At 63.7% G+C, this 25,423-nt stretch carries 21 protein-coding genes; 5 read left to right on the top strand and 16 right to left on the bottom strand.

Going from position 1 to position 25,423, the window contains the following annotated elements:
- Positions 1-5 precede the first annotated feature (5 nt).
- From PQT43_RS11155 to PQT43_RS11185, 7 genes are all read right to left on the bottom strand, one after another.
- Complete coding sequence (locus tag PQT43_RS11155) at positions 6-4,184, bottom strand: putative Ig domain-containing protein (protein WP_272753887.1); 4,179 nt, start codon at positions 4,182-4,184, stop codon at positions 6-8.
- 118 nt (positions 4,185-4,302) lie between these two features.
- Positions 4,303-4,839, bottom strand: coding sequence for a GNAT family N-acetyltransferase (locus PQT43_RS11160; protein WP_123394435.1), 537 nt, complete (start codon positions 4,837-4,839; stop codon positions 4,303-4,305).
- On the bottom strand, positions 4,836-5,387 hold the full coding sequence (locus PQT43_RS11165; protein ID WP_102880191.1) for a phage tail protein: 552 nt from the start codon (positions 5,385-5,387) through the stop codon (positions 4,836-4,838). The genes PQT43_RS11160 and PQT43_RS11165 overlap by 4 nt, the downstream gene beginning before the upstream one ends.
- Positions 5,388-5,416: 29 nt before the next feature.
- Positions 5,417-5,992: a phage tail protein gene (locus tag PQT43_RS11170; protein WP_102880192.1), complete on the bottom strand. Its 576-nt coding sequence runs from the start codon at positions 5,990-5,992 to the stop codon at positions 5,417-5,419.
- A gap of 35 nt (positions 5,993-6,027) precedes the next feature.
- Positions 6,028-6,573, bottom strand: coding sequence for a phage tail protein (locus tag PQT43_RS11175; protein ID WP_102880193.1), 546 nt, complete (start codon positions 6,571-6,573; stop codon positions 6,028-6,030).
- Between the two features lie 601 nt (positions 6,574-7,174).
- Positions 7,175-8,308 carry a branched-chain amino acid ABC transporter substrate-binding protein gene (locus PQT43_RS11180; protein ID WP_102863086.1) on the bottom strand — a complete coding sequence of 378 codons (1,134 nt, stop codon included), beginning with the start codon at positions 8,306-8,308 and terminating at the stop codon, positions 7,175-7,177.
- A gap of 135 nt (positions 8,309-8,443) precedes the next feature.
- Entirely contained in the window at positions 8,444-9,703 is a 1,260-nt protein-coding gene (locus PQT43_RS11185) for a methionine gamma-lyase (RefSeq protein ID WP_267268411.1), read from the bottom strand.
- Between the two features lie 124 nt (positions 9,704-9,827).
- Here PQT43_RS11185 and PQT43_RS11190 point away from each other — a divergent pair, with 124 nt between their 5' ends.
- Complete coding sequence (locus PQT43_RS11190; RefSeq protein ID WP_102880194.1) at positions 9,828-10,298, top strand: Lrp/AsnC family transcriptional regulator; 471 nt, start codon at positions 9,828-9,830, stop codon at positions 10,296-10,298.
- A 151-nt stretch (positions 10,299-10,449) separates the two neighbouring features.
- Here the strand turns inward: PQT43_RS11190 and PQT43_RS11195 are convergent, their stop codons facing one another.
- From PQT43_RS11195 to PQT43_RS11205, 3 genes are all read right to left on the bottom strand, one after another.
- Positions 10,450-10,959 (bottom strand): flavin reductase family protein, encoded by a 510-nt coding sequence (locus PQT43_RS11195; RefSeq protein ID WP_110596527.1) that lies wholly within the window; start codon positions 10,957-10,959, stop codon positions 10,450-10,452.
- A gap of 113 nt (positions 10,960-11,072) precedes the next feature.
- Positions 11,073-12,107, bottom strand: coding sequence for a methionine synthase (locus PQT43_RS11200; protein WP_170004818.1), 1,035 nt, complete (start codon positions 12,105-12,107; stop codon positions 11,073-11,075).
- A 27-nt stretch (positions 12,108-12,134) separates the two neighbouring features.
- Complete coding sequence (locus PQT43_RS11205; protein ID WP_170004820.1) at positions 12,135-13,118, bottom strand: DUF1852 domain-containing protein; 984 nt, start codon at positions 13,116-13,118, stop codon at positions 12,135-12,137.
- 466 nt (positions 13,119-13,584) lie between these two features.
- Here PQT43_RS11205 and PQT43_RS11210 point away from each other — a divergent pair, with 466 nt between their 5' ends.
- From PQT43_RS11210 to PQT43_RS11225, 4 genes are all read left to right on the top strand, one after another.
- A complete protein-coding gene (locus PQT43_RS11210; RefSeq protein WP_272753894.1) occupies positions 13,585-14,640 on the top strand; it encodes a sugar phosphate isomerase/epimerase family protein in 1,056 nt (351 codons plus the stop codon).
- Between the two features lie 22 nt (positions 14,641-14,662).
- On the top strand, positions 14,663-15,550 hold the full coding sequence (locus PQT43_RS11215) for an alpha/beta fold hydrolase (RefSeq protein ID WP_110596531.1): 888 nt from the start codon (positions 14,663-14,665) through the stop codon (positions 15,548-15,550).
- 142 nt (positions 15,551-15,692) lie between these two features.
- Positions 15,693-16,289 carry a TetR/AcrR family transcriptional regulator gene (locus tag PQT43_RS11220; RefSeq protein WP_272753897.1) on the top strand — a complete coding sequence of 199 codons (597 nt, stop codon included), beginning with the start codon at positions 15,693-15,695 and terminating at the stop codon, positions 16,287-16,289.
- A gap of 160 nt (positions 16,290-16,449) precedes the next feature.
- The gene (locus tag PQT43_RS11225; protein WP_272753899.1) at positions 16,450-17,628 is read left to right on the top strand and encodes a sugar transporter; all 1,179 of its coding nucleotides are present in this window, start codon (positions 16,450-16,452) and stop codon (positions 17,626-17,628) included.
- Between the two features lie 307 nt (positions 17,629-17,935).
- Here PQT43_RS11225 and PQT43_RS11230 read toward each other — a convergent pair whose 3' ends face one another.
- Genes PQT43_RS11230 through PQT43_RS11255 form a run of 6 tightly spaced genes read right to left on the bottom strand, consistent with a single transcriptional unit; the run spans position 17,936 to position 25,285 of the window.
- Positions 17,936-19,150, bottom strand: coding sequence for an MFS transporter (locus PQT43_RS11230; protein WP_272753900.1), 1,215 nt, complete (start codon positions 19,148-19,150; stop codon positions 17,936-17,938).
- A gap of 3 nt (positions 19,151-19,153) precedes the next feature.
- Positions 19,154-19,984: an ABC transporter ATP-binding protein gene (locus tag PQT43_RS11235; protein ID WP_258379482.1), complete on the bottom strand. Its 831-nt coding sequence runs from the start codon at positions 19,982-19,984 to the stop codon at positions 19,154-19,156.
- Positions 19,981-21,048, bottom strand: coding sequence for a FecCD family ABC transporter permease (locus PQT43_RS11240; protein ID WP_272753902.1), 1,068 nt, complete (start codon positions 21,046-21,048; stop codon positions 19,981-19,983). The genes PQT43_RS11235 and PQT43_RS11240 overlap by 4 nt, the downstream gene beginning before the upstream one ends.
- The gene (locus PQT43_RS11245) at positions 21,045-22,178 is read right to left on the bottom strand and encodes an ABC transporter substrate-binding protein (protein ID WP_272753904.1); all 1,134 of its coding nucleotides are present in this window, start codon (positions 22,176-22,178) and stop codon (positions 21,045-21,047) included. Before PQT43_RS11245 ends, PQT43_RS11240 begins: the two co-directional genes overlap by 4 nt.
- Positions 22,165-23,037: a PepSY-associated TM helix domain-containing protein gene (locus PQT43_RS11250; RefSeq protein WP_272753906.1), complete on the bottom strand. Its 873-nt coding sequence runs from the start codon at positions 23,035-23,037 to the stop codon at positions 22,165-22,167. The genes PQT43_RS11245 and PQT43_RS11250 overlap by 14 nt, the downstream gene beginning before the upstream one ends.
- A 16-nt stretch (positions 23,038-23,053) precedes the next feature.
- Positions 23,054-25,285 (bottom strand): TonB-dependent siderophore receptor, encoded by a 2,232-nt coding sequence (locus PQT43_RS11255; protein ID WP_272753907.1) that lies wholly within the window; start codon positions 25,283-25,285, stop codon positions 23,054-23,056.
- Between the last annotated feature and the right edge of the window lie 138 nt (positions 25,286-25,423).

Here is a 25,423-nt window from a genome sequence, read left to right on the forward strand (position 1 = left end):
AGGGTTCAGAACTTACCGTTGAGACCCAGGCGGAAGGTGTCGTTGCGTTCGTCCGAGCCCAGGGCGGTCTTGTACGAGACGCCCAGTTGCCAGGCGCGTCCTAGGTTGAAGTCCACCCCCATGTCCAGGCTGGCGAAATCGCTGTCCAGGGCATCGGGTTTGAGCCGGTACAGGGTGCCTTCGTCGCCCTGGTCGGTGTAGCGCATCTTGTAGTCACTGCTGTTACTGAAGTTGTGGCCCCAGGCCAGGCCGACCTTGGGCGTGACCACACCGATAGGGGTCATCAGGTCGTAGCCCGAGCGCACGCCGAGGTAGGAGGTGAAGTTCTGCTGGCGCTGCTCGTCGTAGGACAGGCCATAAATACCACCGCCACTTTCACGGTAGGCGTCCAGGCGGGTGGTGCTGGCATTCAGGCGGCTGTAAGGGGTCAGCGACAACGGACCCTGGCGGTACTCGTAGCTGGCGGTCAGGGAGGCGAACAACTGGTCGGCATCCCGCGAGCCACGGGCATAGTCATCGGCACTGCCGGTGATGTAGCGGCGTGAGTCGAAGCTGATGCGGTTGTAGCCCAGCAGGCCGTCGACATACACCTGCGGGGCCAGGTTCAGGCTCAGGTAGGTGGCGATGCCGATGGCGTCCGCGTCGCTGCGGGTGTGGTTCTTGCCGATGTCACTGCGGTCGTTGCCGTAGCCGAAACCGATCCCGGCAACGGCCGTGGGCGACAGGCGATAGTCGACCCCGGCGCTCAGGCCCAGGGTGGTAAAGCTGTTGTCCCGGGCGCCCCGTGCGTGGGTCGAGCCGACGTTGACGAAGCCGTCGCTCCAGAACGCCAGGGCATCCTGTTGGCAATTGTCTTTGAGGGCGGCAGCGGCTTCGCGTTTTTCCTGCTCGGTCTGGTTGGCCGAGGCCCCCAGTTGGTCCTGGACGGCCTTGGCGATCTCGCCCAGCGGCACTTCGCGGCCTTCCTTGCGCAGGCTGGCGTTGAACGAATTGCGGTCGCAACTGATCTGGTGCAGTTGCTCCAGACGCCGGTTGAAGTTGTCCATCTGGGTGCTGGCAAAGCGTTCCGCGGCCCGGGTCTGGGCGTTGAGCAGGCCAATCACTTCGGCGTCCTTGGTGGGGTCCGAACGTTCCTGGATGGTGAAGGTGATGGTGCTCGAGGCGCTGGAGCCGCTGCCGTTTTGCAGGCTGAAGCTGACGATCGCGGTGCCGGCGAAAGCGGCCGACGGTACGAAGCGCATCGAGAACGGGCCCATCATCCTCGCCCGGCCGGCCGAGGCCGGGGTGACCGAGCCCAGGACGGCCTGGGTGAATGGACCGCCGGTGGCGCCTTGGGTCAGGTCGACGGTGGCCGACTGGCCCGCAGCGAGGATCTGGCTTGAGGCGGGCACGCTGATTGCCACCGCGGCGATGGTGATCGAGTAGGCCTGGGAACCGGTAGCGCCGTTGGCATCGGTGGCGGTGATGGTCAGGTTGGCAGTGCCGCTGGTGCTCGGCGTACCGCTGATCAAGCCGCTGGCGGTGTTCAGGCTCAGGCCCGCCGGCAGGCTACCGCTGCTGATGCTGTAGCTGTAGGGCGCCGTGCCGCCGGAGACGCTAAGAGTCGCGCTGTAGGCACTGCCCGCGGTACCGGCGCCGAGGGAGGCTGGGGTCAGCACCAGGGTCGGCGCGCTGACGGTGATGGTCACCGTGGCCGGGCTGGAAGTGCCACTGGCGTTGGTGGCGGTGTAGGTGAAGCTGTCGGAACCGGAGAACCCGGCGGTCGGGGTGTAGGTGATGCTGGTGCCGCTGGCGCTGGCGGTGCCATGGCTGGCCGCGCTGGCGACGGCCACGCTGGTGGCCGCGCCGCCGCTGAGGTTGAGGGTGATCGGGTTGGCGCTGCTGTTGGCCGAGACCGTGGCGCTGACGGCGCCTGCCACCGGTGCCTGGGCGCCGATGGTGATGGAGTAGGCCTGGGAGCCGGTGGCGCTGTTGGCGTCAGTGGCGGTGACGGTCAGGTTGAAGGTGCCGCTGGCGCTCGGCGTACCGCTGATTGCACCGGTGCTGGTGTTCAGGCTCAGGCCGGTTGGCAGAGTGCCGGCGGTGATGGCGTAGCTGTAGGGCGCGGCGCCGCCGGAAGCACTGAGGCTGGCGCTGTAGGCCGTGCCGACGGTGCCGTTGCTCAGGGAGCCGGGGCTGAGGACGATGCTCGGCGCGCTGACGGTGATGGTCACCGTGGCCGGGCTAGAAGTGCCGCTGGCGTTGGTGGCGGTGTAGGTGAAGCTGTCGGAACCGGAGAAACCGGCGGTCGGGGTGTAGGTGATGCTGGTGCCGCTGGCGGTGGCGGTGCCATGGCTGGCCGCGCTGGCCACGGCCACGCTGGTGGCGGCGCCACCGCTGAGGTTGAGGGTGATCGGGTTGGCGCTGCTGTTGGCCGCCACCGTGGCGCTGACGGCGCCTGCCACCGGTGCCTGGGCGCCGATGGTGATGGAATAGGCCTGGGAGCCGGTGGCGCTGTTGGCGTCAGTGGCGGTGATGGTCAGGTTGAAGGTGCCGCTGGCGCTCGGCGTACCGCTGATTGCACCGGTGCTCGTGTTCAGGCTCAGGCCGGTTGGCAGAGTGCCGGCGGTGATGGCGTAGCTGTAGGGCGCGGCGCCGCCGGAAGCACTGAGGCTGGCGCTGTAGGCCGTGCCGACGGTGCCGTTGCTCAGGGAGCCGGGGCTGAGGACGATGCTCGGCGCGCTGACGGTGATGGTCACCGTAGCCGGGCTGGAGGTGCCGCTGGCGTTGGTGGCGGTGTAGGTGAAGCTGTCGGAACCGGAGAAACCGGCGGTCGGGGTGTAGGTGATGCTGGTGCCGCTGGCGGTGGCGGTGCCATGGCTGGCTGCACTGGCCACGGCGACGCTGGTGGCAGCGCCGCCGGTGATGTTCAAAGTGATCGGGTTGGCGCTGCTGTTGGCCGCGACGGTGGCGCTGACGGCGTTGGCAACCGGCGCCAGGCCGTTGATCACCAGGCTGTAGGCGCGGGAACCGGTGGCGCTGTTGGCGTCAGTGGCGGTGACGGTCAGGTTGCTGGTACCACTGGCGCTCGGCGTGCCGCTGATCACGCCTGTGCTGGTGTTCAGGCTCAGGCCGGCCGGCAAGCTGCCGGCGCTGATCGCGTAGGTGTACGGCGCGGTACCGCCGGTGGCGCTTAGGGTCTGGCTGTAGGCTGCGCCCTGGGTGCCGTCGGGCAGCGTCGTCGGCGTTATCGCCAGGGTCGGCGGGGTGACGGTGATGGTCACCGTGGCCGGGCTGGAGGTGCCGCTGGCGTTGGTGGCGGTGTAGGTGAAGCTGTCGGAGCCGGAGAAACCGGCAGTCGGGGTGTAGGTGATGCTGGTGCCGCTGGCGGTGGCGGTGCCATGGCTGGCCGCGCTGGCCACGGCGACGCTGGTGGCCGCGCCGCCGCTGAGGCTCAGGGTGATCGGGTTGGCGCTGCTGTTGGCCGCCACCGTGGCGCTGACCGGGCCGACGGTAGGGGCCGGCACGGCGTAGGTATAGCCATTGGTCAGGGTGGCGCTGCCCCCCGGTGTGGTGACTGCAACGTTGACCGCCCCTGCAGCATGGGCCGGGGTGGTGGCGGTGATGGTGGTGGCGTTGTTGACGATGTAACCGGTGGCGGCTGTCCCGCCAAAGCTCACCGCTGTGGCGCCGGTAAAATTGGTGCCGGTAAGGGTGACGGAGGTGGCGCCTGCGGTGCTGCCGGTGTTCGGGGTGACCGAGGTCAGGGTCGGAGTCGCGGAGCTGGTGACCAGCAGGTTGTAGGTGGCGACCCCGCCATCGTTGTTGCCGTCATTGAGGGTGATGCTGAAGGTGTAGTTACCGGCGGTGGTCGGGGTGCCGTGCAACACCGTGGTCGCGCTGCCGGGGGACGCATCGAGGATCAGGCCCGGTGGCAGGCAGGGGGTCACACCATCGTAGTCAGGATCGTTGGCGTCGCACTCCACCCAGCGGTCCAGGGGCATGGTGCCGCCGACAGAGCTGATGGTGATGCTCATGCTCTGACCCACGGCGATGGTGGGCAAGGTGCTGCCGGAGGCCGGGTTGGTGATCACGGGGGCAACCGCCATGGCCTGGCTGCTCATGCTCAGCATGACCAGCAACAGAAACAGTGAAATCAGCGGGCGTGTCAGCCAGTTACCTGGCGCGGTCAGCGGTGTTCTCATGAGGGCTTCCTGCCTTGCGACCGGTTTGAGGGTCGTGTCCAGCGTAAGTGTTGATAAAGGTCCAGCGGTTACAGCACGGCTACAGCCGGCCCCTTGGGGGGCAGGTATTACTTGATGCTCAGGGACTGTCGATCTCTTCCCGGGCGGCCATCCGCGCGGGACGCTGCATTTGGGTGTACAGGCCACTGTCGGCACCGGCCCGGAAGCCCAGCCGCTCATACAGCCGGCGGGCACGGCTGCCCTGTTCGACGCTCAGGCTGCAGGTCTGACGCTGGGCGTCGGCCTTGGCCAGTACCGTGCGCAGCAACTGGGTGCCGATGCCCCGGCCATGCCAGTCCGGTAGCAGGGCAATATCGACAATGCGCACATCGTCGGCCGCGTACTGCACGCACAGGCGCCCGATCGGGCTGCCTGCCTGCTCGACGATCAGAAAGTCCGCGGCGGGAAAGTGTTTTTCATAATGCTGGCGTTGCAGCTCGGCCTGGGAGTGCAGGAAAGCCCGGCGCTGGGCGTCGTTCCAGCCAGGCACTGCACTGACTTCGGCCCAGCGGCGTGAGGCGTACAGCGCCTGGAGAAATCCCAGGTCATGGCTGTTCTGCTTGCGCAGTACAGCCACGTTGCCTGCCGGCAAATGGAGAGCGGTGATGTGAGTCATGAGCTTCTGATCGGGTACTCGCCATCCAGGCAGATGCAGTAGGACAGTGTCTGGAAGGGTTGCATGGTGTTGCGCAAGGCCGTCGACGTTGCGCCGCTACCGGTGTCGCCCACCGTGGTGGCCGCCAGTGTCTGGTTTGTCGCCGTTGGTGCGGTGTTGTTGTACAGGCGGACGTTGCGCGGTTGTGCCAGGTAGGCGGTGTTGTTGGGAATATCCAGAGCGGCCGCCGATTCGCTGCCGTCCTTGGCCAACACCTGATGGGTATGCGGGGCGAAGTTGCTGGCCACCATGGTTATCCGGTCGGCTCCCACGGCCGTGCCAACTGGCCTGTCGGTCAGCCCGGGGCCGGGCCCGGCCCCCATGGCCACGCGCCCGTTGAGATTGGGCAGATTGAAGTTCTGTCCGGGGGTGCCGCCATACAGGTTGCCAATCACCGAATAGAGGGCTGGATTCTGCTGGACGGTGATGAGCGAGCCATCGCAGTACGCCCAGTTTTGCGGGACGAAGTTGTAGGGGAACAGTCTGATTTCACCGGTAAAAGCGTCCATGATCGGTCATTCCAGATTGAGTGAGGGGGTCACTGCTGTCGGGTCGGATAGAGGCCGACCAGGCAAATGATGTAGTTGATCGCCAACGAACCCATCAGGTTGCTGTGGGGGGTCGTGGCGCCACCGCTCGGGGTCAGTGCCGAGTCGAGAAACTGCGGGTTCATCGCAACGGTGACGGATGTTCCGGTTCCTGCGCTGTACAGTCCGGTGATGATCCCCGCGCCCGGGAATTTGCCAAAGGTCATGCTATTGGCCGTTGCGGCTGGGGATGGGATCGGCGACGTGGCATCTTGGGCGCTCACCATAAAGCCATGGGTGTGGGGGGCAGTGTTTTCCGGCCTCATGGTCACGGTTTCCACGCCAAACTTCTGCGTTAGCGTCCTTGGGGTCAGTCCGGTGCCGGCGCCTTGGCCCACGGGGAGCCGGCCACGGTAGTCCGGGAGACCGAAGTTGGTGCTGCCGTTGCCGCCGTACAGGGTGCCCAGTAACGAGTAGAGGACCTGGAAGTTGCTGATGGGCATCAGCGAACCGTCACAGAACGCCCAATTCTCTGGCGCATAGTTGCCGGCGAACATGCGGATTTCTCCGACGAAAGCTTCAGACATGTCAGTTTCCTTGCTTGAGGGTCTGTAGACAGCCGTTACTGGCGCGGCGGGTAGATGCCCGTCGTAGCGATGCAGAAATAGCCCACGATGGAGGGCTGCACATTCGGCATGGGCATGCCTGGCGTTGGGGTGACGGTCGCGCTGTTGAGGGCGATCAGAGTGCCGGTTGCCGGGGTATAGGTCGGTTTTGCCGGGACCCCCTTGGTGTTCGAGCTGACAGCGGGAATATTGCCGCCCGGGTCATCGTTGCCCGGATCGTTGGAGACGTGCGTGGCGTGGTTATGCTTTGCCACCGAGTTTTGCGGCATCGTCACGGTTTCGCTACCGCCTTTGGTGCCCAGCGCGTGCACATCCATGATCGGATCGACAGTGGAGGCCCTGTAGTTCTGCCCCAGAGCGACCCGGCCACGCAGATCCGGCAGGCCGAACGTCGTACTGCCGTCACCGCCATAGGTTCTGCCCAGTAGGGAAGCCAGCGCCACGTGGGTGTTGATGGGTAGAACCTGGCCCTCGCAAGGGAGCCAACCCTCAGGTGCCCAGCCCCAGGGGAACAAGCGAATTTCTCCGATAAAAGGATCCACGTTCTTTTCTCCTTGAACAAGTTTTTGACGCCGGGAATCCGTCTCTTACTAATAGACTAGCAAGGGCGTAGACGCACAATAAACAAAAGTGAATTTAGTGTGCAAATGTTATTTCAAGTTGTTTGGTGGTAATTAACGGAGGGCTCGTCTATTAGCAGGTAGTTGACGCTCCGGCTAAGAGATTTCAAGAGGGAAGTCTTTCACAGTGTTGCTGGTTGTCGCTCGGTTCAGGGCGTTATGTCCAACGGGGGCGGGGGGTGAGGGCGGGATGTCCAGGCTGGGTGCAGGCTTTTGAGTTCGGATTTTCGGAATCGTAAGTTCATTGTCAAGTAACTAAGCGTGCTAACGATCTACGCCGAAAGTATTGCTTGTCTAGTCTGGGTTTTGGCGGATTTACAGCATGCTTGAAGTGTTGCGGTAACAGGTCTTAGTTGCTGTTGTGGGGTGGTTATTCCCAAGTTGATAAGTAGGGTATTATTTTTGCGGGGGGGCGGAGTAGTAAAGTTTTTTGCTCTAAGACCCTGTTTTGTTTGAGGTTATTGTTTTTTTTTGACGCCAGCGGGACGCCGCTCCCTGGGAGGAGCGGCGCGCCGTTACCGGCTTACAGCCCGGCGCTTTCTGCCGCTACGCTCTTGGGCTTGCCGTAATGCCATTCATAGACCACGAACTTGAAGTCCTTGAGGTCGCCTTTCTCGTCGAAGCTCAAGTCCCCGGTGGGGGTCTTGAAGGTGCCTTTGTGGATCGCCTCGGCGACTTTCTCCGGGTCTTCGCTCTTGGCCGCGGCGATGCCCCCGGCAATCACTTCCACGGCCGAGTAGGACGGCAGCACGAACGGGCCGCTGGGGTTTTCCTTCTTGGCTTCGAAGGCTTCCACCAGGGCCTTGTTGGCCGGGTCCTGGTCGAAGGACTTGGGCAGGGTCACCAGCATGCCTTCGGAAGCGTCCTTGGCGATCTGCGAGATCGAGTCGTTGCCTACGCCTTCAGGGCCCATGAAGCGCGCGGTCAGGCCCTTTTCCTTGGCCTGGCGCAGCAGCAGGCCCATTTCCGGGTGGTAGCCGCCGAAGTACACGAAATCGACATTGGCCTGCTTGAGCTTGGCCAGGATCGACGAGTAGTCGCGCTCGCCGACGTTGATGCCTTCGAACATCGCGACCTTGATGCCTTCCTTGCCGAGGATGTCCTTGACCGAGCTGGCGATGCCTTCACCGTACTGCTGCTTGTCGTGCAGCACCGCCACATTGGTCGGTTTCAGCTGGGCGATGTAGCGTGCCGCCGCCGGACCCTGGGCGTTGTCCAGGCCGATGGTGCGGAACACCATCTTGTAGCCCCGGGCCGTCAGCTCCGGGCTGGTGGCCGCCGGGGTGATCATCACGATGCCTTCATCTTCGTAGATGTCGGACGCCGGCTGAGTGGAGCTGGAGCACAGGTGCCCGACCACGAACTTGACGCCGTCATTCACCACTTTGTTGGCCACGGCCACCGCTTGCTTGGGGTCGCAGGCATCGTCGTATTCCACGGCCACCAGTTGCTTGCCGTCGACGCCACCCTTGGCGTTGATCTGCTCGATGGCCATGCGCGCGCCGCTGAACTGCATGTCACCGTATTGCGCCACCGGGCCGGTCTTGGCCCCGGCGATGCCGATCCGGATGCTGTCGGCTGCCAGGGAATGGCAGGCGAGACCGGCAAGGATCATGGCGCTGAGCAGTTGGGTGGCTTTGTTATTGATACGACTCATATGTTGTTCCACTCCTGTGGGTAACGATTCAAAGGGTGTTGCGGGTGTTGCTTGGATGCATGATGCGCCGCAGGCAGCGGCGCATCGGCAACTCGGGGTTGTAGACCGGACAGCCCGGAACGGCGTTGACCCGGCTCAAGGAAGGGCCTTGCCGATCCTGGCCACGGCCTCGACGGCCGGTAGCGGCGCCGCGGGTTCGACACAGGCATCCAGGGCCTGGGCGAGATCGGCCAGCAGGTCGGCGATGTCTTCCAGGCCCACCGACAGGCGCACCAGGCCTTCGGCGATGCCGTGTTCGGCCCGTTCTTCCGGGGTGTAGGTGGAATGGGTCATGCTCGCCGGGTGCTGGGCCAGGGACTCGGCGTCCCCCAGGCTCACTGCGCGACTGAACAGTTGCAGGGCGTTCATGAAGCGGCTGCCGGTGGCCAGGCCGCCCTTGAGTTCAAAGGCGAGCATGCCGCCGGGCAATTTCATCTGCTGTTGCGCCAGGCCGTATTGCGCGAAGGACGGCAGGCCGGGGTAGGCGACCCACTGCACCCGCGGATGCTCTTGCAGGTACTCGGCGATGATCTGGGCGTTGCTACAGTGGCGCTCCATGCGCAGGGCCAGGGTCTTGAGGCCGCGCATCAGGAGAAAGGCGTCCTGCGGTGAAAGCACGGCGCCGGTGAGGTCCTTCAGGCCCTGCAGGCGAATGCGCTCCGCCAGGCTCTGGCGGGTGACCACGATACCGGCAGTGATGTCACCGTGGCCGTTGAGGTATTTGGTCGCCGAATGCACCACCAGATCGGCCCCCAGCTCCAGTGGACGCTGTAGGTAAGGGGTGCAATAGGTGTTGTCCACGGCAAAGGTGATGCGCGGATGCTGGCGGGCGATTTCGGCCACGGCGGCAATGTCCACCAGTTGCATGTTGGGATTGGCCGGGGACTCGCAATAGATCATGCGTGTGGCCGGGCTGATGGCGGCCCGCAGGTTGCCCAGATCGCTCATGTCCACATGGCGCACCTTGACCCCGAACTCGGCCAGGCCGTGGTGCAGGAGCGCGAAGGTGCAGCCATACAAGGTCCGGCAGACGATGATTTCGTCGGTGGGGCGCAGCAGGGTCCACAAGGTGGCGGCAATGGCGCCCATACCGGAGCCGAAGGCCACTGCGGCTTCACCATTTTCCAGGGCCGCCATGCGCGCTTCCAGCAACGCCAGGGTCGGGTTGCCGATACGGGTGTAGAAGTAGCCGGGTTCTTCGCCGGCAAAGCAGCCAGCGCCATATTCGGCGGTGGCGAAGGTAAAGGTGGAGGTCAGGTAGATCGGTGGAATCAGCGCGCCCTGATGCTCCTGAGGGTTATAGCCGTGGTGGATGGCTCGGGTGGAAAAACCAAGGTCACTGTTTTTATTGTTCATGGTGAACACTCTCGGATTTTCCCTAATGCTATGCTCAAATCCGGCGCAATAAATTCTAATCTGGCTACAAAAAAAGCACTTGATTGGAATAAATCATCATAAAAACAAGATAAAGAGGCAAAACATGCCCCAGAGCCTGGATCGTACGGACAAAGCCCTGCTGGTTGCCCTGCAAGACAATGCCCGGCTGACCAATGCCGAGCTGGCGGACAGCGTGGCCCTCACCACCTCGCCGTGCTGGCGCCGGGTCAAGTTGCTGGAAGAGAGCGGGGTGATCACCGGCTACCAGGCGATCCTCTCGCCCAAGGCGCTGGGCTATGGGGTCACTGCCTTTGTCAGCGTGATGATGGAGTCCCATTCCCGGGAGACGGCTCGGGCTTTCGAGCAGCGGCTGCTGGAAATCCCGGAAATCATCGCCTGCCACAACGTCTCTGGGCGCTATGACTTTCTTCTCGAGGTGCTGGCCAAGGACCTGGAGTCCTTCGGCGAATTTGCCCGAGAGGTGCTGCAGACCCTGCCGGCGGTAAAGGAAATCTACTCGAGCTTTTCCTTCAAGTCGGTGAAGCCGTTGCGGCAGATTCCGGTACAAGAGTAAGGAGGGAGGTGCGGCCGTTTTGCGGCTATCGGCGGCGTCGTGGTTCGGCACTATCGCCAAGAGGCCGCGGCAACCGCGTCTGTCTGATTCGCAAGCAAGCCAGTGGCCTGCAACAGGCCCTCAGCGAAAGAGCACCGCGCAGCTCAAGGCTTCAAACCGAGCCATGGGCTGCGAGGTTGCAATACTGCCCTTTGAAATACAGCAATGGCTGCGCAGCCGCCGCTTGTTGCAGGTTCAACGCTTTCACTTCACCAATCACGATCAGGTGATCACCTGCGGCGTGTTCGGCGTGAATTTCACAATCCAGCCAATGCAGGCTGCCGGCAATGATCGGATTACCCAGCGGCGATTCCTGCCATTGGACGCCATGCCACTTGTCCGTGCCTTTGCGAGCGAACTGGTTGGAAATCCTGACCTGCTCACCGGACAGGATATTGACCGCGAATCGACCCGCCTGGCGAATCTTGGGATAGCTGGCCGAGCCGGACATGACGCTGAATGACACCAGTGGCGGACTCATCGACACGCTATAAAACGACTGGCAGGTAAAGCCGATCGGCTCGCCAGCAACCTGCGAGGTAATCACCGTGATACCGGATGCGTAGTGCCCGAGCGCTTCGCGAAAGCTCAATGGCTCGATAGCCGTTCTGGGAAGTGACATGGAGGGTCCTAAATATCGGGTGCTGCTCGAAAGTGTCGAGGAGGGCCTGAAGCAGCCCGGTAACTTTTTAATCCACTGCTTCAATCCTCCCGCACAGCATTTCCGGCTTCAGCTCAGCACGGGTTCGAGAGTTCTCTTCGGATAATGTCTGCACCAGCGCTTAACGCCTTTAGCTTGCCTCTTGCCACTCCACGAGCTAATGGCGCCATGCCACAGTTGGTGCATGGATAGAGTTTGTCGGCCTCTACGAACTGCAGTGCTTTGCGTAGGGTATTGGCCACTTCCTCTGGTGTTTCAATGGTGTTGGAGGCCACGTCAATGGCCCCGACCATCACTTTTTTGCCTCTGATGAGTTCAATGAGATCCATTGGGACATGAGAGTTGTGACATTCCAGCGAGACTATATCGATACTGGATTTTTGCAGCTTGGGGAAAGCCTCTTCATATTGTCGCCACTCTGATCCCAGAGTCTTTTTCCAATCTGTGTTGGCCTTGATGCCGTAGCCATAGCAAATATGGACCGCCGTTTCACACTTGAGGCCTTCAATGGCCCTTTCCAGGGTGGCCACTCCCCAATCATTCACCTCATCAAAGAAGACGTTAAAGGCGGGCTCATCAAACTGGATGATATCCACACCGGCAGCCTCTAACTCTCGGGCTTCCTGATTGAGGATCTTGGCGAATTCCCAAGCCAGTTTTTCGCGACTTTTATAATGGCTGTCATAAAGCGTGTCGATCATGGTCATGGGGCCTGGCAGCGCCCATTTTATGGGTTGTTTGGTTTGCTGACGTAAAAACTTGGCATCTTCAACAAATACCGGTTTTTGCCGAGCAACAGCACCCACCACCGTTGGCACGCTCGCATCATAGCGATCACGAATTCTAACGGTTTCACGTTTTGCAAAATCAACGCCGCTGAGGTGTTCAATAAAGGTAGTGACAAAGTGTTGGCGCGTTTGTTCGCCATCACTGACGATATCAATACCGGCCTGTTGTTGTTCCTGCAGTGACAAACGTAAAGCATCGTGTTTGCCCTCGACCAATTCCTCGCCTTGCAACTTCCAGGGCGACCACAGTGTTTCAGGTTGTGCAAGCCAGGAGGGTTTAGGCAAGCTGCCGGCAGTTGAGGTGGGTAACAGTTTTTTCATCATCAATGGCCTTGTGATTTCAATGAGTCAAAGAGCGCAATGGGCGGACCACTGCTCAAGGATGGCCTGGTACGGCTTGATGAAGTTCTCCTCAACAAACTGCCCCTGCTCAATAGCCAGGCGGCTACGTTCCTCTCGGTCATAGACGATACGAGTCAGTGAGTAATCCTGGTGTTTCAGACTTGGTTGATAGGATTTTCCTGCCGCAGAATTGGCATTGTAGATTTCAGGGCGGTAAATCTTCTGGAAGGTGTCCATCGTGCTGATGGTGCTGATCAACTCAAGATTGGTGTAGTCACTGAGCAAGTCGCCGACGAAATAGAAAGCCAAAGGCGCAACGCTGTTTGCAGGCATGAAGTAGCGAACCTTCAATCCCATCTTCTTGAAGTAATCATCGGTTAAAGAATATTCATCCTGCTGGTATTCAAAGCCCAAGACAGGGTGCTGGTTCTCAGTCCGATGATAGGTTCGGCTGCTGGAAACACTGAGGCAAATAACCGGTGGTTTGCTAAAGTTTTCTTTGTAGGCGCTTGAGTGGATGAAGTGCTTGAACAGCTTTCCATGCAGCTCTCCAAAGTTATCGGGAGTGCTGAATTCTGGCTGGTCCTTGTTGTGGTTCAATAACAGAACGCTAAAGTCATAATCTCGTACGTAAGAGGAGAAGTTGTTTCCGACAATGCCTTCCAGGCGTTCATTGGTCTTTCGGTCGAAAATGTTCGTTTTCAGTATTTCAATCAAAGGGATGGCGTTGCCACTGTTTTCAGTATCAATGTCCATTTCAACGGAAACGATTTCAAGTTCGACAGCGTAACGATCGCCTTTGGGGTTGTCCCAATGCGCCAAGGCATTGAAGCGGTTGTCAATCATTTTCAACGTGTTGCGCAAGTTGTCTTGGCGGCTTTTGCCACGGGCCAAGTTGGCGAAATTGGTAGTGATACGGGTGTTTTCGGAGGGGTGATAGTTTTCGTCGAAGCAAATGCTTTTGATGGTAAATGTAAGCTCTTTGTTCATGGCGTCCTGGTTTCCGAGATGGAGCCTGAGTTTATTTATCGGCTCTCTGTACTTTCCAATGTTATTGCTAGGTTCTTTTGCTTAGTGGTGTTTCTAAGCTATCGATCATTGAGCTGCATTTTATGCTGGGCTATTAATTGAGGGGTAATGAATTGATTTCACTGAGTCTTTAGTCACATTCATGATGTGCTGTTCATTCAGTTGTAGAAGGCTATTGCCCGCAGGACTCATTGATAGGCGAAACCAACAACTGAACGTGTGCGAGCTGGCGAGTGTGTGGAGAGCGCCATGCGCTTCCCGTTCATGTACCCGGCGCGTTCGCGTTTGCAGAACGGCGCCATCCCTGGCAAGCCAGCTGCTACCGGTGATCAGCTCGTCTCAAAGCGCTTTTCCGCACGCCGATGATTGACGCGGCAACAGTGCCTCCCTATTCTTTGTTGACCAACAAAGAATAGGGAGTAATTCGATGAAAACCCTCAAGGGCCCCAGCCTGCACCTGGCACAGTTCAGTGCCGATACCGCCCCCTTCAACAGCCTGTCGGGCATTGCCCAGTGGGCTGCTGATCTGGGTTTCAAGGCACTGCAGATTCCTGCCTGGGATGCGCGTCTGTTCGACCTCGCCACCGCGGCGGACAGCCAGGATTACTGCGATGACCTCAAGGGCCAGCTGGCGCAAAAGGGTCTGGTGATCAGTGAGCTGACCAGCCATATCTTCGGCCAGCTGGTGGCGGTGCATCCGGCCTACGACGCAATGTGCGACAACTTCGCGCCCCAGGCGCTGCGGGGCAATCCCCAAGCCAGAACGGCCTGGGCCATAGAGCAGATGAAGCTGGCGGCCAAGGCCTCGCGCCGCCTGGGGCTCGGTGACATGGGCACCTTTTCCGGGTCCCTGGCCTGGCCTTATCTGTTTCCCTTTCCGCAACGTCCAGAAGGTTTGATCGAGGCCGCTTTCGAGGAGCTGGCGCGACGCTGGCGGCCGATCCTCGATGTGTGCGACGAGCAGGGGGTCAACCTGTGCTACGAGATCCATCCCAGCGAGGACCTGCACGATGGCACCAGCTTCGAACGCTTCTATGAATTGGTCGACCGTCACCCGCGCTGCAACATCCTCTTCGACCCCAGCCATTTCGTGCTGCAGCAGTTGGACTACCTGAGCTACCTGGACATCTACCACGAGCGCATCCGCATGTTTCACGTCAAGGATGCCGAGTTCAATCCCAGCGGCCGCCAGGGCATCTACGGCGGCTACAGTTCCTGGGTCGAGCGGGCCGGGCGCTTCCGTTCCCTGGGCGACGGTCAGGTCGACTTCAAGGGGATCTTTGCCAAGCTGGCGCAATACGACTACCCGGGCTGGGCGACCCTGGAGTGGGAGTGCTGCCTCAAGGATCAGGAGGACGGCGCCCGGGAAGGTGTCGAGTTCATCAACCGCCACATGATCCAGGTCACCGAGCGGATCTTCGACGACTTCGCCGGGGCCGGGATCGACCGCCAACAGATCAACCGCATGCTCGGCATTGCCTGAACCCTTCATCAAGAGAACCCCCATGACTGCATTCACCGACAACACCCAGGCCGACACTGGCGGCCTGACCCATCGCTATGTGCGCATCGACGGCCAGCGCATCCACTGTGTCAGCGCCGGCACGGGCCGGCCGGTGCTGCTGATTCCCGGCTGGCCGCAGACCTGGTACGCCTGGCGCGAAGTTATCCAGGCCCTGGCTGCCCGGGGCTTCCAGGCCATTGCCGTGGACCCGCCGGGCAGCGGCCACTCCGACCGCCCGGAGCAGGGCTACGACACCGGCCATGTGGCCGGGGTGCTGCACCAGGTGATGGGGCAGTTGGGCTTCGAACGCTACAGCGTGGTCGGCCACGACGTCGGCATGTGGATCGCCTACGCCCTGGCCAGCGATCATCCGCAGGCGGTGGAGCGTCTGGCGCTGACCGAAGCAGTGATCCCGGGGCTGGCGGCGGCGCCGCCGATCTTCGTCGCGCCAGAGCAGAACATCTTTCTCTGGCACTTCATGTTCAACCAGCTGCGGGATTTGCCGGAAGCCTTGATCGCCGGACGCGAGCGGGCCTACCTGAATTACATCTTCGATCACTGGTCCCATCGCCGCGAGGCGGTGGCCGCCGAGGTCTATATCGAGGCCTACGCGGCGCCGGGCGGCCTGCGTGCGGGTTTTGCCTACTACCGGGCGATTCCCGAGACCGTGCGCCAGAATCAGTTGCGCGCGCAGCGGCCGCTGGCAATGCCGGTGCTGGCCATCGGCGCCGAGCACGCCACCAACGATGCGCCCTTGCTGACCCTGCAGGGCCACGCCACGGATCTGCGCGGCGCCATCGTGCCCGACTGCGGGCACTTCATCATGGAAGAGGCGCCGGAGGAGTTCCTCGCTCACCTGCTGCCCTTTCTTCAGGAGGGCGCCGACTGAAGAAAGGGCAGGCGGTCCCGGGCCATGGAAAATGGCCGGGGCCGGTGCAAATCTAATATCATTTCGTCGCGGCGCCTTGCGCCAACCCACTGACCGGCCCCTGCCGGTCAGTTTCCTTGTCCTGACGAGATACCCGACCCCCATGGCTGGAAGACCCCGCGAATTCGATCGCAACCAGGCGTTGCGCCAAGCGCTCGAGCTGTTCTGGGCCCGTGGATTTGAAACCACCTCCATGGCCGATCTGGTGGCGGCCCTGGGGATCGCCTCGGCGCGGATCTACGCCGCCTTCGGTTCCAAGGAGGCGCTGTTTCGCGAGGCCATCGAACTCTATGAAAGCCACGAGGGCGGTTTTGCCGACCAGGCCCTGGGCGAAGCCAGCGCCTATGCCGCCATCGAGCGCATGCTCAAGGAGGCGGTGGCGCTCTACACCCGGGCCGGTCATCCCCAGGGCTGCATGGTGGTGTCCTCGGCGGTGAACTGCTCCAGCGACAACGACGGCGTGCGTGAGTGGCTGGCCGAGCATCGCCGGGCCCGTACCGCGAGCATCATCCAGCGCCTGGAAACGGCGGTGCAATCCGGCGAACTGCCGGCACACACCGATGCAACTTCCCTGGGGGATTATTACTCTACGGTGCTGCACGGGCTGTCGGTACAGGCCCGGGACGGGGTCACCCAGGCGCGCCTGCTCAAAGGGGTGGCGCTGGCCATGACGGTCTTCGAGGCGGCGCAGGGCAACTGACCTGGCGCCTGCCAGCCTGTGTCGCGCAAAAAAACAGGCAGCGACACCGCGCGCCAGCTGCGCAAGCGGGCAGCCCCCGGTCATGGTTCCTGGCCCGGGTTGTGCATTTTTATCGGGTCCTGGACCTGTTCGATCATCGATAGAGTATTACGACCCGCCCATGAGCTACTCCGCGGCTACACCTCAAGGTAACTGGCAGCCGGTCATCGCGTTGGCGCTGGCGGCCTTTGTCTTCAACACGACGGAATTCGTGCCGGTGGGGCTGCTCAGCGCCATCGGCGCCAGCTTCGACCTGCCTACCGCGCGGGTCGGGCTGATGCTGACCATCTACGCCTGGATCGTGTCCCTGACCTCGCTGCCGGTGATGCTGCTGACCCGCAACGTCGAGCGGCGCCGGTTGCTCACGGTGCTGTTCGGGCTGTTCATCGTCAGCCATGTGCTGTCCAGCCTGGCCAACAGCTTCGGCCTGTTGATGCTCAGCCGCATCGGCGTGGCCCTGGCCCATGCCCTGTTCTGGTCCATCACCGCGTCACTGGCGGTGCGCCTGGCGCCGCCGGGCAAGCAAGTGCAGGCCCTGGGCCTGCTGGCCACCGGCACTTCCCTGGCCATGGTCCTGGGCATTCCCCTGGGGCGCCTGCTGGGCGAGGCCCTGGGCTGGCGTACCACTTTCGGCGTGATCGCGGCCATGGCCGGCTTGCTGGTGCTGTGGTTGATCCGCACCTTGCCGCTGCTGCCCAGCCAGAACTCCGGCTCCCTGCGCAGCCTGCCGCTGCTGTTCAAACGCCCGGCGCTGGTGGCGATCTATGGGCTGACGGCCCTGGTGGTCACCGCGCAGTTCACCGCCTACAGCTACATCGAGCCGTTCATCAAGGTAGCGGCGGGCCTGGGGGGCGATGTGGTGACCCTGATCCTGCTGGTGTTTGGCGGTGCCGGGATCATCGGCTCGCTGCTGTTCAGCTGGTTGCACCGCCACAGTCCCCAGGGCTTCCTGCTGACGGCGGTGACCCTGCTGGCGCTGTGCCTGAGCCTGCTGCTGCCCCTCAACGGCCATGTCTGGTCACTGGTGGTGCTGAGCGTGGTCTGGGGCATGGCGATCATGGGCTTCGGCCTGGCCCTGCAATCCAAGGTGCTGGTGCTGGCGTCGGACGCCACCGACGTGGCGATGGCGATGTTCTCCGGGATCTACAACATCGGCATCGGCGGTGGTGCGTTGCTCGGCAGCTGGGTCGGCGGACAGTTGGGTTTTGCCTATGTCGGGCTGGCGGGCGGCGCCCTGGCGGGCCTGGCCTTGCTGCTCTACAGCCTGGCCCTGCGGCGCATGGCCCGCAGCAACGTGTAGCCGCTGCCGCAGGCTGCGAACGGACGGCATTGTGACCTGGCAGACGCGGCGATCTTGAGGCCGATAGAGGTTCGGCGGGAGATCGCCAGGCAAGGTCCTGCGGACCTTTTCGCAGCCTCGCCACAGGCTCGGCAGCGGCTACAGGGACCGCGCTGCCTTTGTCATGTGTAGCCGCTGCTGAGCCCCGGCGAAGCTGCGAAAAGGCCCTGCGGGCCTTGCTTGGCGATCGACCACCGAACCTGTTTTGTCTTGCAGATCTTTGCGAGCGCTATGTCGGAATGCCGCCCAAGCCGTTCGTCCGCCAAGGTCAGCGGCGTTGGGCCTCAGGCCAGCACGCCACCAGCAACAACAGCAACGCCGCCAGCAGGTAGGGCAGGCGCGGCTCCACCGCGTAGATCAGGGTGCCCGCCAAGGGCCCGACCACCACCCCCAGGCCCTGGGCGGCACCGACGGAACCGGCGGTGGCGCCTTGCTCGGCAGCGTCCACTGCGTTGCTGGCCAGGGCAGCGAAGGAGGGGAAGATCCAGCCCATGCCGGCGGCCGAGACAAAGAACCCGAGCCACAGCACCCAGGCGTGAGCGGCGAGGATGCTCGCGGCAAAGCCCATTGCGGCCACCAGGGCGCCGACGCGGATCATCCGCAGTGGCGGCCACTCCAGCTTGCGCACCAGCAGTTGCGAGGCAATCAACGCCAGCCCCACCAGGGTCAGGGCGACACCGGCGGTCTGCGCCGCCTCCGCCGGACCCATGCCCAGGCGGTCGAGGGCGAAGAAGCCGACGGTGATCTGCGCCATGGCCACGCACAGCATCGAGACGAACGCCACCAGCAGCGGCCGGCGCAGGCGCGGGTCCGTCAGGCTCACCGACTTGGGCGGTTGCTTGAGGTGCAGCTCCTGACGCGGCAGCCGCGCTTTGAGGAAGGCGAAGCCCAGCAGCGGCAGCAGCGCCAGCACATAGAACGGCAGGCTGAGGCTGTAGCGGGCCAGCAGCGCGGCAATCGCCGGGCCCAGGACCAGGCCGCAAGCGTTGGCCGCCCCCAGCGAGGCCATGGCCCGGGCCCGGTGCTCGGGCTCGATGTTGTCGGCGATCAGCGCGTAGCCGCCCACTGGAATCGCCGCGTAGAAGACCCCGATCAGACCGCGTCCCAACAGAAGCCCGGCAAAGGCCAGGATGGCCGAGGGCAGGGCGTGCAGCGCCAGGTCGATGAAGAGGCTCAGGGCGAGAAAGGCCAGGGTGAAGCCGCCGGTGCCCAGCAGCAGGATCTGCCGTCGGCCCAGGCGGTCACTGGCCCGGCCCCAGGGCCGGGCCAGGAGCATCCAGATCACCCCGGAGACGGTCACCGCCATGCCCGCTTGCCAGGTGGCCAGGCCAAGAATCCGTGCGATGGGACCGATCAGCGAGACAAAGGCCATCATCGCCATGGTGCAGGCCAGGTTGGCCACCAACAGCGGACGCAGGTCGAAGGCCGGGGCGGCCTGGGGCGTGTCCAGGGTGTCGAGGGGCAACTGTTGTGAGTGGGTCATGGTTTATCCCAGGGCTGAGTGAAAGGGCAGGCGGCCGTCGACCATCACCAGCGGTCGACCGCGCACCTGTTCCAGCCGCCCGTCGACGCCATAGACGTCGCGCAGCAGCTGTTGGTTGATCACCTCCAGGGCCGGTCCGGCGGCGGCCAGACGGCCGTTGTGCAGGACCACCACCTGCTGGCTGAAACCCAGGGCCAGGTTGATGTCGTGGACCACCACCAGGGTGATCAACTGGCGTTCGCGGGTGGCCCGGGTAATGGCCTCCACCACCTGGCACTGGTGGTACAGGTCCAGGGCGCTGGTGGGTTCGTCCAGCAGCAGTACCCGAGGCTGGCGCACCAGGGCCTGGGCCAGCCCCACCAACTGGCGCTGGCCGCCGGAGAGGGCATCGATGGGACGGTCGGCCAGGGCGGTGAGGTCCAGGTCCCGGAGCACCTGTTCGACCCCGTGCAGCACCGCGGCGCTGGGTCGGCCGGGGGCGAAGCCGGCACCGCGATGCCCGGCCATGGCCGCGCTGAGCACCGCTTCGAAGGCGCACAGGCGCGTGCGTTCCGGCAGGCTCTGGGGCAGGTAGACGATGTGCTGCGCGCGCTCGACCTGGGGCAGGCGGTTGAGGTCGACGCCATCGAGCAGCACCTGCCCGGTGGTTTTCTGCAACCCGGCGATGCCCCGCAGCAGGGTCGATTTGCCCGCCGCGTTGGGGCCGATCAACGCGGTCAGGGTGCCGGGGGCCAGGGGCGGCAGGCTCACGTCGCGCAGTACCTGGTGGCTGCCGTAATGCATGTTCAGGCCGGCTGTGCACAGCCCGGGCGTGGAGGGGGCGTTAAGGCTCACAGGACACCTCGGCGGTTGCGCATGACGATGGCCATGAAAAACGGAATGCCCACCAGGGCGGTGACGATGCCCACCGGCACCAGCACCCCGGGGATCAGGGCCTTGCTGGCGATGGAGGCCATGGACAGGATCAGCCCGCCGCTGAGCACGCTGGCCGGCAGGAACAGCCGATGGTCCTCGCCCACCAGCAGCCGGGCGATGTGCGGGGCGATCAGGCCGATAAAGCCGATGGTGCCGACAAAGGACACCGCCAGGGCCGACAGCAGGCTGATGCGCAGCAGCGCCAGCAGGCGCAGGCGGCCGACGTCGATGCCGAAGCTGCGGGCCCGTTCCTCGCCCAGGGTCAGGGCGGTCAGGGCCCAGCTCTGGCGCAGGGAAAACGGCAGGCACAGCAGCAGTGCCAGGGCCAGTACCGCAAGTTTTTCCCAAGAGGCGCGGGCCAGGCTGCCCAGGGTCCAGAACACCAGTTGCTGCAGGCTGTCCTGGGTGGCGACGAACTGCAGCAGGGCCACCAGGGCGTTGAAGGCGAACACCAGGGCGATGCCGAACAGCACCAGGCTTTCCACGCCGAAGCCACGCCAGCGCGCCAGCAGGTAGAGCAAGGCCACCGAGGCCAGGGCAAACAGGAAGGCATTGGCCGAGATCAGGTACTGCGCCGGCACCCCGGGAAGACCCAGGCCCAGGACAATGGCCAGGGCCGCGCCAAAGGCTGCGGCGGCGGACACGCCGAGGGTGAAGGGGCTGGCCAGGGGGTTGTCGAGCACGGTCTGCATCTCCGCCCCGGCCAGGGCCAGGGCGGCGCCCACCAGCACCGCCATCAGGGCGTAGGGCAGGCGCACGTTCCACACGATCACCGCTTCGACCCGGGGCATCGAGCCCGGGTCCCAGAGCACCTGCAGCAGGCGCGAGAGGCTCATGCCCGAAGGCCCGGTGGTGATGTCCAGGACCAGGGACAGCAGCAAGGCCAGGGCCAGAGCGGACAACAGCAGCACCCGGCGGCCATGGCGTCTTTGGTAATGCCCTGAGGCAACGCGCTCCTGCACGTCGGTGGCAGCCTGGGTCATGGTTGCAGGCTCGTAGCGAACACGCCGCTGGCGGGAATCGGCATGAAGCGCTGGTACAGCTCGCGGCGGGTCTGGTCCGGGTCCAGGTCCTTGAACAGCTCCGGGTGCAGCCACTTGGCCAGGGCCTGGACCGCGATCAGGTGCTCCGGCGAGTCATAGAAAATGTGCCACAGGCCATGCACATTGCCCTCGCGCACCGCCCGCAACTCGTTCAGCGGTGGGCGCTGGGCGGCCTGGCGCAGGCTGTCCCGAGCCTGTTGCAGGGTGGCGGAATAACCCAGGGTCACGCCGCCCTGGCCGGCAGCGAACACCCCGGTGGCCACGTACACATCCGGATCGCTGGAGAGGATGTACTCCACGTTGAGCACGCCAATGGGCCCGGGAATGCGCCCGTCGGCGATGTTGCGCCCGCCCGCCAGCTTGATCATTTCGCCGAAGTTGCCGGTGCCCGGGGAGCCGCAGCAATCCTGCAAGCCGGCGAGCATGTCGACGAAGATCTTCGGCTGCTGGACCTTGCCGGCCTTGGCCAGGGTGTCGCTGACCCGGGCCAGGGACTGCTGGTAGAAGGCGATGAACGCCTCGGCCTGCTGTTCACGGCCCAGGGCCTGGCCCAGCAGGCGCATGCTGGGCACGGTGTTGCTCAGGGGATGGTCGCTGAAGTCGACGAAGATCACCGCCACTCCAGCCGCTTCCAGCTGCTTCACCGCTTCGCTGTCGGGGCTCGGCCCGTGGCCGCCGCTCAGGGCCATGATCGCCAGGTCCGGGTGCACCGCCAGGGCCTTTTCGACGCTGAAGGTTTCGGCGGACGTGCCGCCTACCAGCGGCACCTTGTCTGCCTCGGGGAAAGCCTTGTGGTAGGCCTCGTAGCCCTGCACGTCGAGGCCGCGAAAGTCCCCTTGCCAACCGGCGAGACGGGCGAAGGGATTCTGGCTTTCGAGCAGCGACAGGGAATAGATCATCCGGCCTTCCCCCAGGAGAATGTGTTCGACCTTGTCCGGCACCTGGACCTGGCGTCCGGCCAGATCGGTGAGGGTCGCGGCGCTGGCCGTGGCGGCCCACAGCAGGCCCAGGGGCAGCAGGCCGAGCAAGAGCCCGCGCTGGGCGCGGCGCAAGAAATCACGGTGTGTCATGTAAGGTTTCCTTGAACGATTGAACGGCCCGGCGAGCGACGCGCTTGCGCCACCACAACAACAGGCCGGTGATGTACAGCAGGGGTAACGAAATACCGCAGAGAAAAGCCAGCCAGGCGCCGGGTGTGCCCAGCAGCAAATGCCCGTGGGCGGCGGAGAACAGCGGCTTGACCGCCATCGGCGTGGCTGTGAGCCAGCCAAACAGCTCCGGGCGCGCGAGCCAGGCACCGCTGGCGGCGATCAGCAGCAGGGGCAGGCACAGCCACGCGGCGGCGATGTTGTGCCATTCGCGCAGGCGCCGGGTGCCCTGGCTGCCGGGGCGCAGGCTGGCGGCTTTCCACCAGCTGCGGCGGCCCGGCCACCACAGGTACAGGCCGCTGCCCAGGGAGCCCAGCAGCACTAGGCCGCACACCAGCACCAGGGTCGAGCCCAAGGCCTGCGGCAACAGCAGGCTGCGGTGCAGCGCCACCAGCTTGGCCAGCCACAGGTCCTCGAAGACGAAGAAGCCCCGGGGCGCGCCGTTGTAGGGATCGATCATGGCGATGCCGGTGCCGGGACGCTCCTTGAGGGCACCGAAGACGATCACGTTGTCCGATTCGAGAAAGCCCTGGCGCGGAGGGGCTGCGCCGAAGACTTTGTGCAACTGCGGGTAGGCGTCGGAGGCGGCCTTGATCCAGGCGTCCTGTTCCAGCCGCGTGCCGTGCTCGCCGGGGGCCAGTTGCAGCATCGTTGCACCGACCTCCCAGCGCAGGATCGGTCCCTTGAGCTCCAGCAAGGCGCCGCTCAGGCCCAGTAGCGCCAGGAGCAGCCCCAGGCTCAGGGCCAGCCAGCGATGCAGCCGCAGCCAGAGTTCACGCATGGGCAGCATCGGCGGCTTACCAGCGGTAGCGCAGGCTGGCGATGACGCTGCGGTCATAACCGGCGCTGCAATTGGTCAGCGAGCAGCCTTCGTAGTAGCGCTTGTCGGTGAGGTTGGTGGCGTTCACCGCCAGGCGCAGGCCCTTGGCCGCCGGGATCAGCTTGTCGAAGTCGTAGTGCACCGCCGCGTCCAGCAGGGTGTAGGAGGGCACGCTGACGGTGTTGGCGGCATCGGCTTGGGTAGACCCGATGTAGCGCACGCCGGCACCAAAGCCGAGGCCGCTGAGCGGGCCTTCGGGCAGGGTGTAGTCGGCCCACAGCGAGGCCATCTTTTCCGGGGTGTCGGTGGGGCGCTGGCCTTTCTCCAGCGGGTTGTTGCTCTTGCTCACCTCGGCGTCGTTGTAGGTCAGCGCCGCCAGCAGGTCCAGGCCCCGGGCCAGGCTGGCCTTGCCTTCAAGCTCGATGCCGCGCACGTTCACCTCGCCGGTCTGCAGGGTGTTCAGGCGTTGGGCCGGGTCGGCGGTCTTGACGTTTTCCTGGGTCAGGTCAAACAGCGACAGGGTGATGTAGCTGTCGATCCCCGGTGGCTGGTACTTGACCCCCACTTCCGATTGCTTGGCGCTGGTGGGCTTGTACGGCGTGCCGTAGAAGTTGGTGCCCAGCACCGGGTCGAAGGACGTGGAGTAGCTGATGTACGGCGCCAGGCCGTTGTCCGCCAGGTACACCAGGCCGGTGCGGTAGGTGAACTTCTCGTCGTTCTGCTTGCTGCCGCTGTCGTTCATGCGGTTATCGGTACGGGCGCTGGAGCGGTCCTGGCGGCCACCGACGCTGAGCACCCAATGCTCGTCGAAGGTGAACTGCTGCTGGGCGTAGACCCCGACCTGATCGGCGCGCTGCACGGTGTTGGTGAACGGCGTGCTGGGGTTGAACACGCCGCCATGCACCGGGTTGTAGATGTCGATGGACGAGGCAGCGCCGCCGCGCAGGTAGTAGTCCTCGCGGGTGCGCCGGTAGTCGACCCCCAAAAGCGACACCATGTGCGTATTGCCCAGGCTCCAGCGGGCCTGGACGTTGTTGTCCAGGGAGTAGGTGTCGCCGACGATGCGGAAGCGATAGGCGGCGCGGTTCAAGGTGCGCAGGTCCGGGGCCAGGGACATGCCGCTGGCGGTGTTGGTCAGCAGGTTGACGTGGCCGTAGCGGGCGCTGGAATTGAGGCTCCAGACATCGTTCAGACGCTGCTCCAGCAAGTAGCCCAGTGAGTACTGGGTGCGGTCGTTGTCCAGCCCCGGTTCATCGAGGAAGACGTTGTGCTTGAGCTTGCCATTGGGGTTGCCGAGCAGGGTGCCTTGGGCCGGCAGGGACACCCTGGGCGCGCCGAACGCATCCTGGGTGTAGTCGGCCAGCAGGGTCAGGCGGGTGTCGTCGTTGGGCTTCCAGGTGAAGGAGGGCGCGAAGTACTGCTTGTCGTCCTTGATGTGCTCGAACTGGGTGCCGCTGTCACGTTCCAGGCCCACCAGGCGGTAGAGGAACTGCCCTTCATCGTCCAGCGGGCCGCTGAAGTCGAACTGACCCTGAGCCCGGTCGAAACTGCCGCCCTGGATCTGCACTTCATGGAAGGGCTGCTCCAGCGGGCGCTTGCTGATCTGGTTGACCACGCCTCCGGGCGAGTTCTGGCCGAACAGCACCGAGGCCGGGCCCTTGAGCACATCGATGCGTTCCAGGCCATAGGCTTCGACCTTGGGCCAGGCCTGGGCGGTGTTGCCCTTGAGGCCATCGCGGAGCATGCCGGTGGTGACGTCGAAACCGCGGATCGAGATCGTGTCGAAACGCTGGCTGGCGGCGGTGGTATTGGCCTGCACCCCGGCGGTGTAGCGCAGCGCCTCGTTCACCGACTGCACCTGCTGGGCATCCATCTGGTCGCGGGTGATCACGGAAATCGACTGGGGAATCTCACTCAACGAGGCATCGGTCTTGGTCCCGCTGAGGCTGCGCTTGGCCACGTAGCCGCTTTGCTGGCCAGTAGGGGAGTCGACCTGGGTGGCGCTGATCACGCTGGTGTCCAGGGTCAGCGGCTGCTGCGGCTCGCGCTCGGCGTCCGCGGCCAGCGCGCTACCAGCCTGGGTCAACGACAGGCCCAGGGCCAGGCCGTGGATCAGGCACGCCAGCGGACTGCGGCGCAGGGGCGGGCGAGGAACTGCAGAATCGACAGGCCAACCTGAGGTGTTTCGGTGCGCAACGCTGGTGCCCATGCTTCACTCCGTGATGGGGATTAAATGAGAATGCAAACGTATCTCATTTGTGAGCATGGGTTAGGGCCTAAAACTTTGGCTTGAGCGATCATTTCTTTCGTTTGCGGTACGGCGGGGCAAGGTCAAGGGCAAGCGCGC

It is taken from the genome of Pseudomonas sp. BLCC-B112 (assembly GCF_028550695.1).
Taxonomy (GTDB): Bacteria; Pseudomonadota; Gammaproteobacteria; order Pseudomonadales; family Pseudomonadaceae; genus Aquipseudomonas; species Aquipseudomonas danubii.

Coding starts and splice junctions, on each gene's coding strand:
- PQT43_RS11155 (WP_272753887.1), bottom strand. CDS start 4,184: ATGAGAACACCGCTGACCGCGCCAGGTAACTGGCTGACACGCCCGCTG.
- PQT43_RS11160 (WP_123394435.1), bottom strand. CDS start 4,839: ATGACTCACATCACCGCTCTCCATTTGCCGGCAGGCAACGTGGCTGTA.
- PQT43_RS11165 (WP_102880191.1), bottom strand. CDS start 5,387: ATGGACGCTTTTACCGGTGAAATCAGACTGTTCCCCTACAACTTCGTC.
- PQT43_RS11170 (WP_102880192.1), bottom strand. CDS start 5,992: ATGTCTGAAGCTTTCGTCGGAGAAATCCGCATGTTCGCCGGCAACTAT.
- PQT43_RS11180 (WP_102863086.1), bottom strand. CDS start 8,308: ATGAGTCGTATCAATAACAAAGCCACCCAACTGCTCAGCGCCATGATC.
- PQT43_RS11185 (WP_267268411.1), bottom strand. CDS start 9,703: ATGAACAATAAAAACAGTGACCTTGGTTTTTCCACCCGAGCCATCCAC.
- PQT43_RS11190 (WP_102880194.1), top strand. CDS start 9,828: ATGCCCCAGAGCCTGGATCGTACGGACAAAGCCCTGCTGGTTGCCCTG.
- PQT43_RS11195 (WP_110596527.1), bottom strand. CDS start 10,959: ATGTCACTTCCCAGAACGGCTATCGAGCCATTGAGCTTTCGCGAAGCG.
- PQT43_RS11200 (WP_170004818.1), bottom strand. CDS start 12,107: ATGAAAAAACTGTTACCCACCTCAACTGCCGGCAGCTTGCCTAAACCC.
- PQT43_RS11205 (WP_170004820.1), bottom strand. CDS start 13,118: ATGAACAAAGAGCTTACATTTACCATCAAAAGCATTTGCTTCGACGAA.
- PQT43_RS11210 (WP_272753894.1), top strand. CDS start 13,585: ATGAAAACCCTCAAGGGCCCCAGCCTGCACCTGGCACAGTTCAGTGCC.
- PQT43_RS11215 (WP_110596531.1), top strand. CDS start 14,663: ATGACTGCATTCACCGACAACACCCAGGCCGACACTGGCGGCCTGACC.
- PQT43_RS11220 (WP_272753897.1), top strand. CDS start 15,693: ATGGCTGGAAGACCCCGCGAATTCGATCGCAACCAGGCGTTGCGCCAA.
- PQT43_RS11225 (WP_272753899.1), top strand. CDS start 16,450: ATGAGCTACTCCGCGGCTACACCTCAAGGTAACTGGCAGCCGGTCATC.
- PQT43_RS11230 (WP_272753900.1), bottom strand. CDS start 19,150: ATGACCCACTCACAACAGTTGCCCCTCGACACCCTGGACACGCCCCAG.
- PQT43_RS11240 (WP_272753902.1), bottom strand. CDS start 21,048: ATGACCCAGGCTGCCACCGACGTGCAGGAGCGCGTTGCCTCAGGGCAT.
- PQT43_RS11245 (WP_272753904.1), bottom strand. CDS start 22,178: ATGACACACCGTGATTTCTTGCGCCGCGCCCAGCGCGGGCTCTTGCTC.
- PQT43_RS11250 (WP_272753906.1), bottom strand. CDS start 23,037: ATGCGTGAACTCTGGCTGCGGCTGCATCGCTGGCTGGCCCTGAGCCTG.
- PQT43_RS11255 (WP_272753907.1), bottom strand. CDS start 25,285: ATGGGCACCAGCGTTGCGCACCGAAACACCTCAGGTTGGCCTGTCGAT.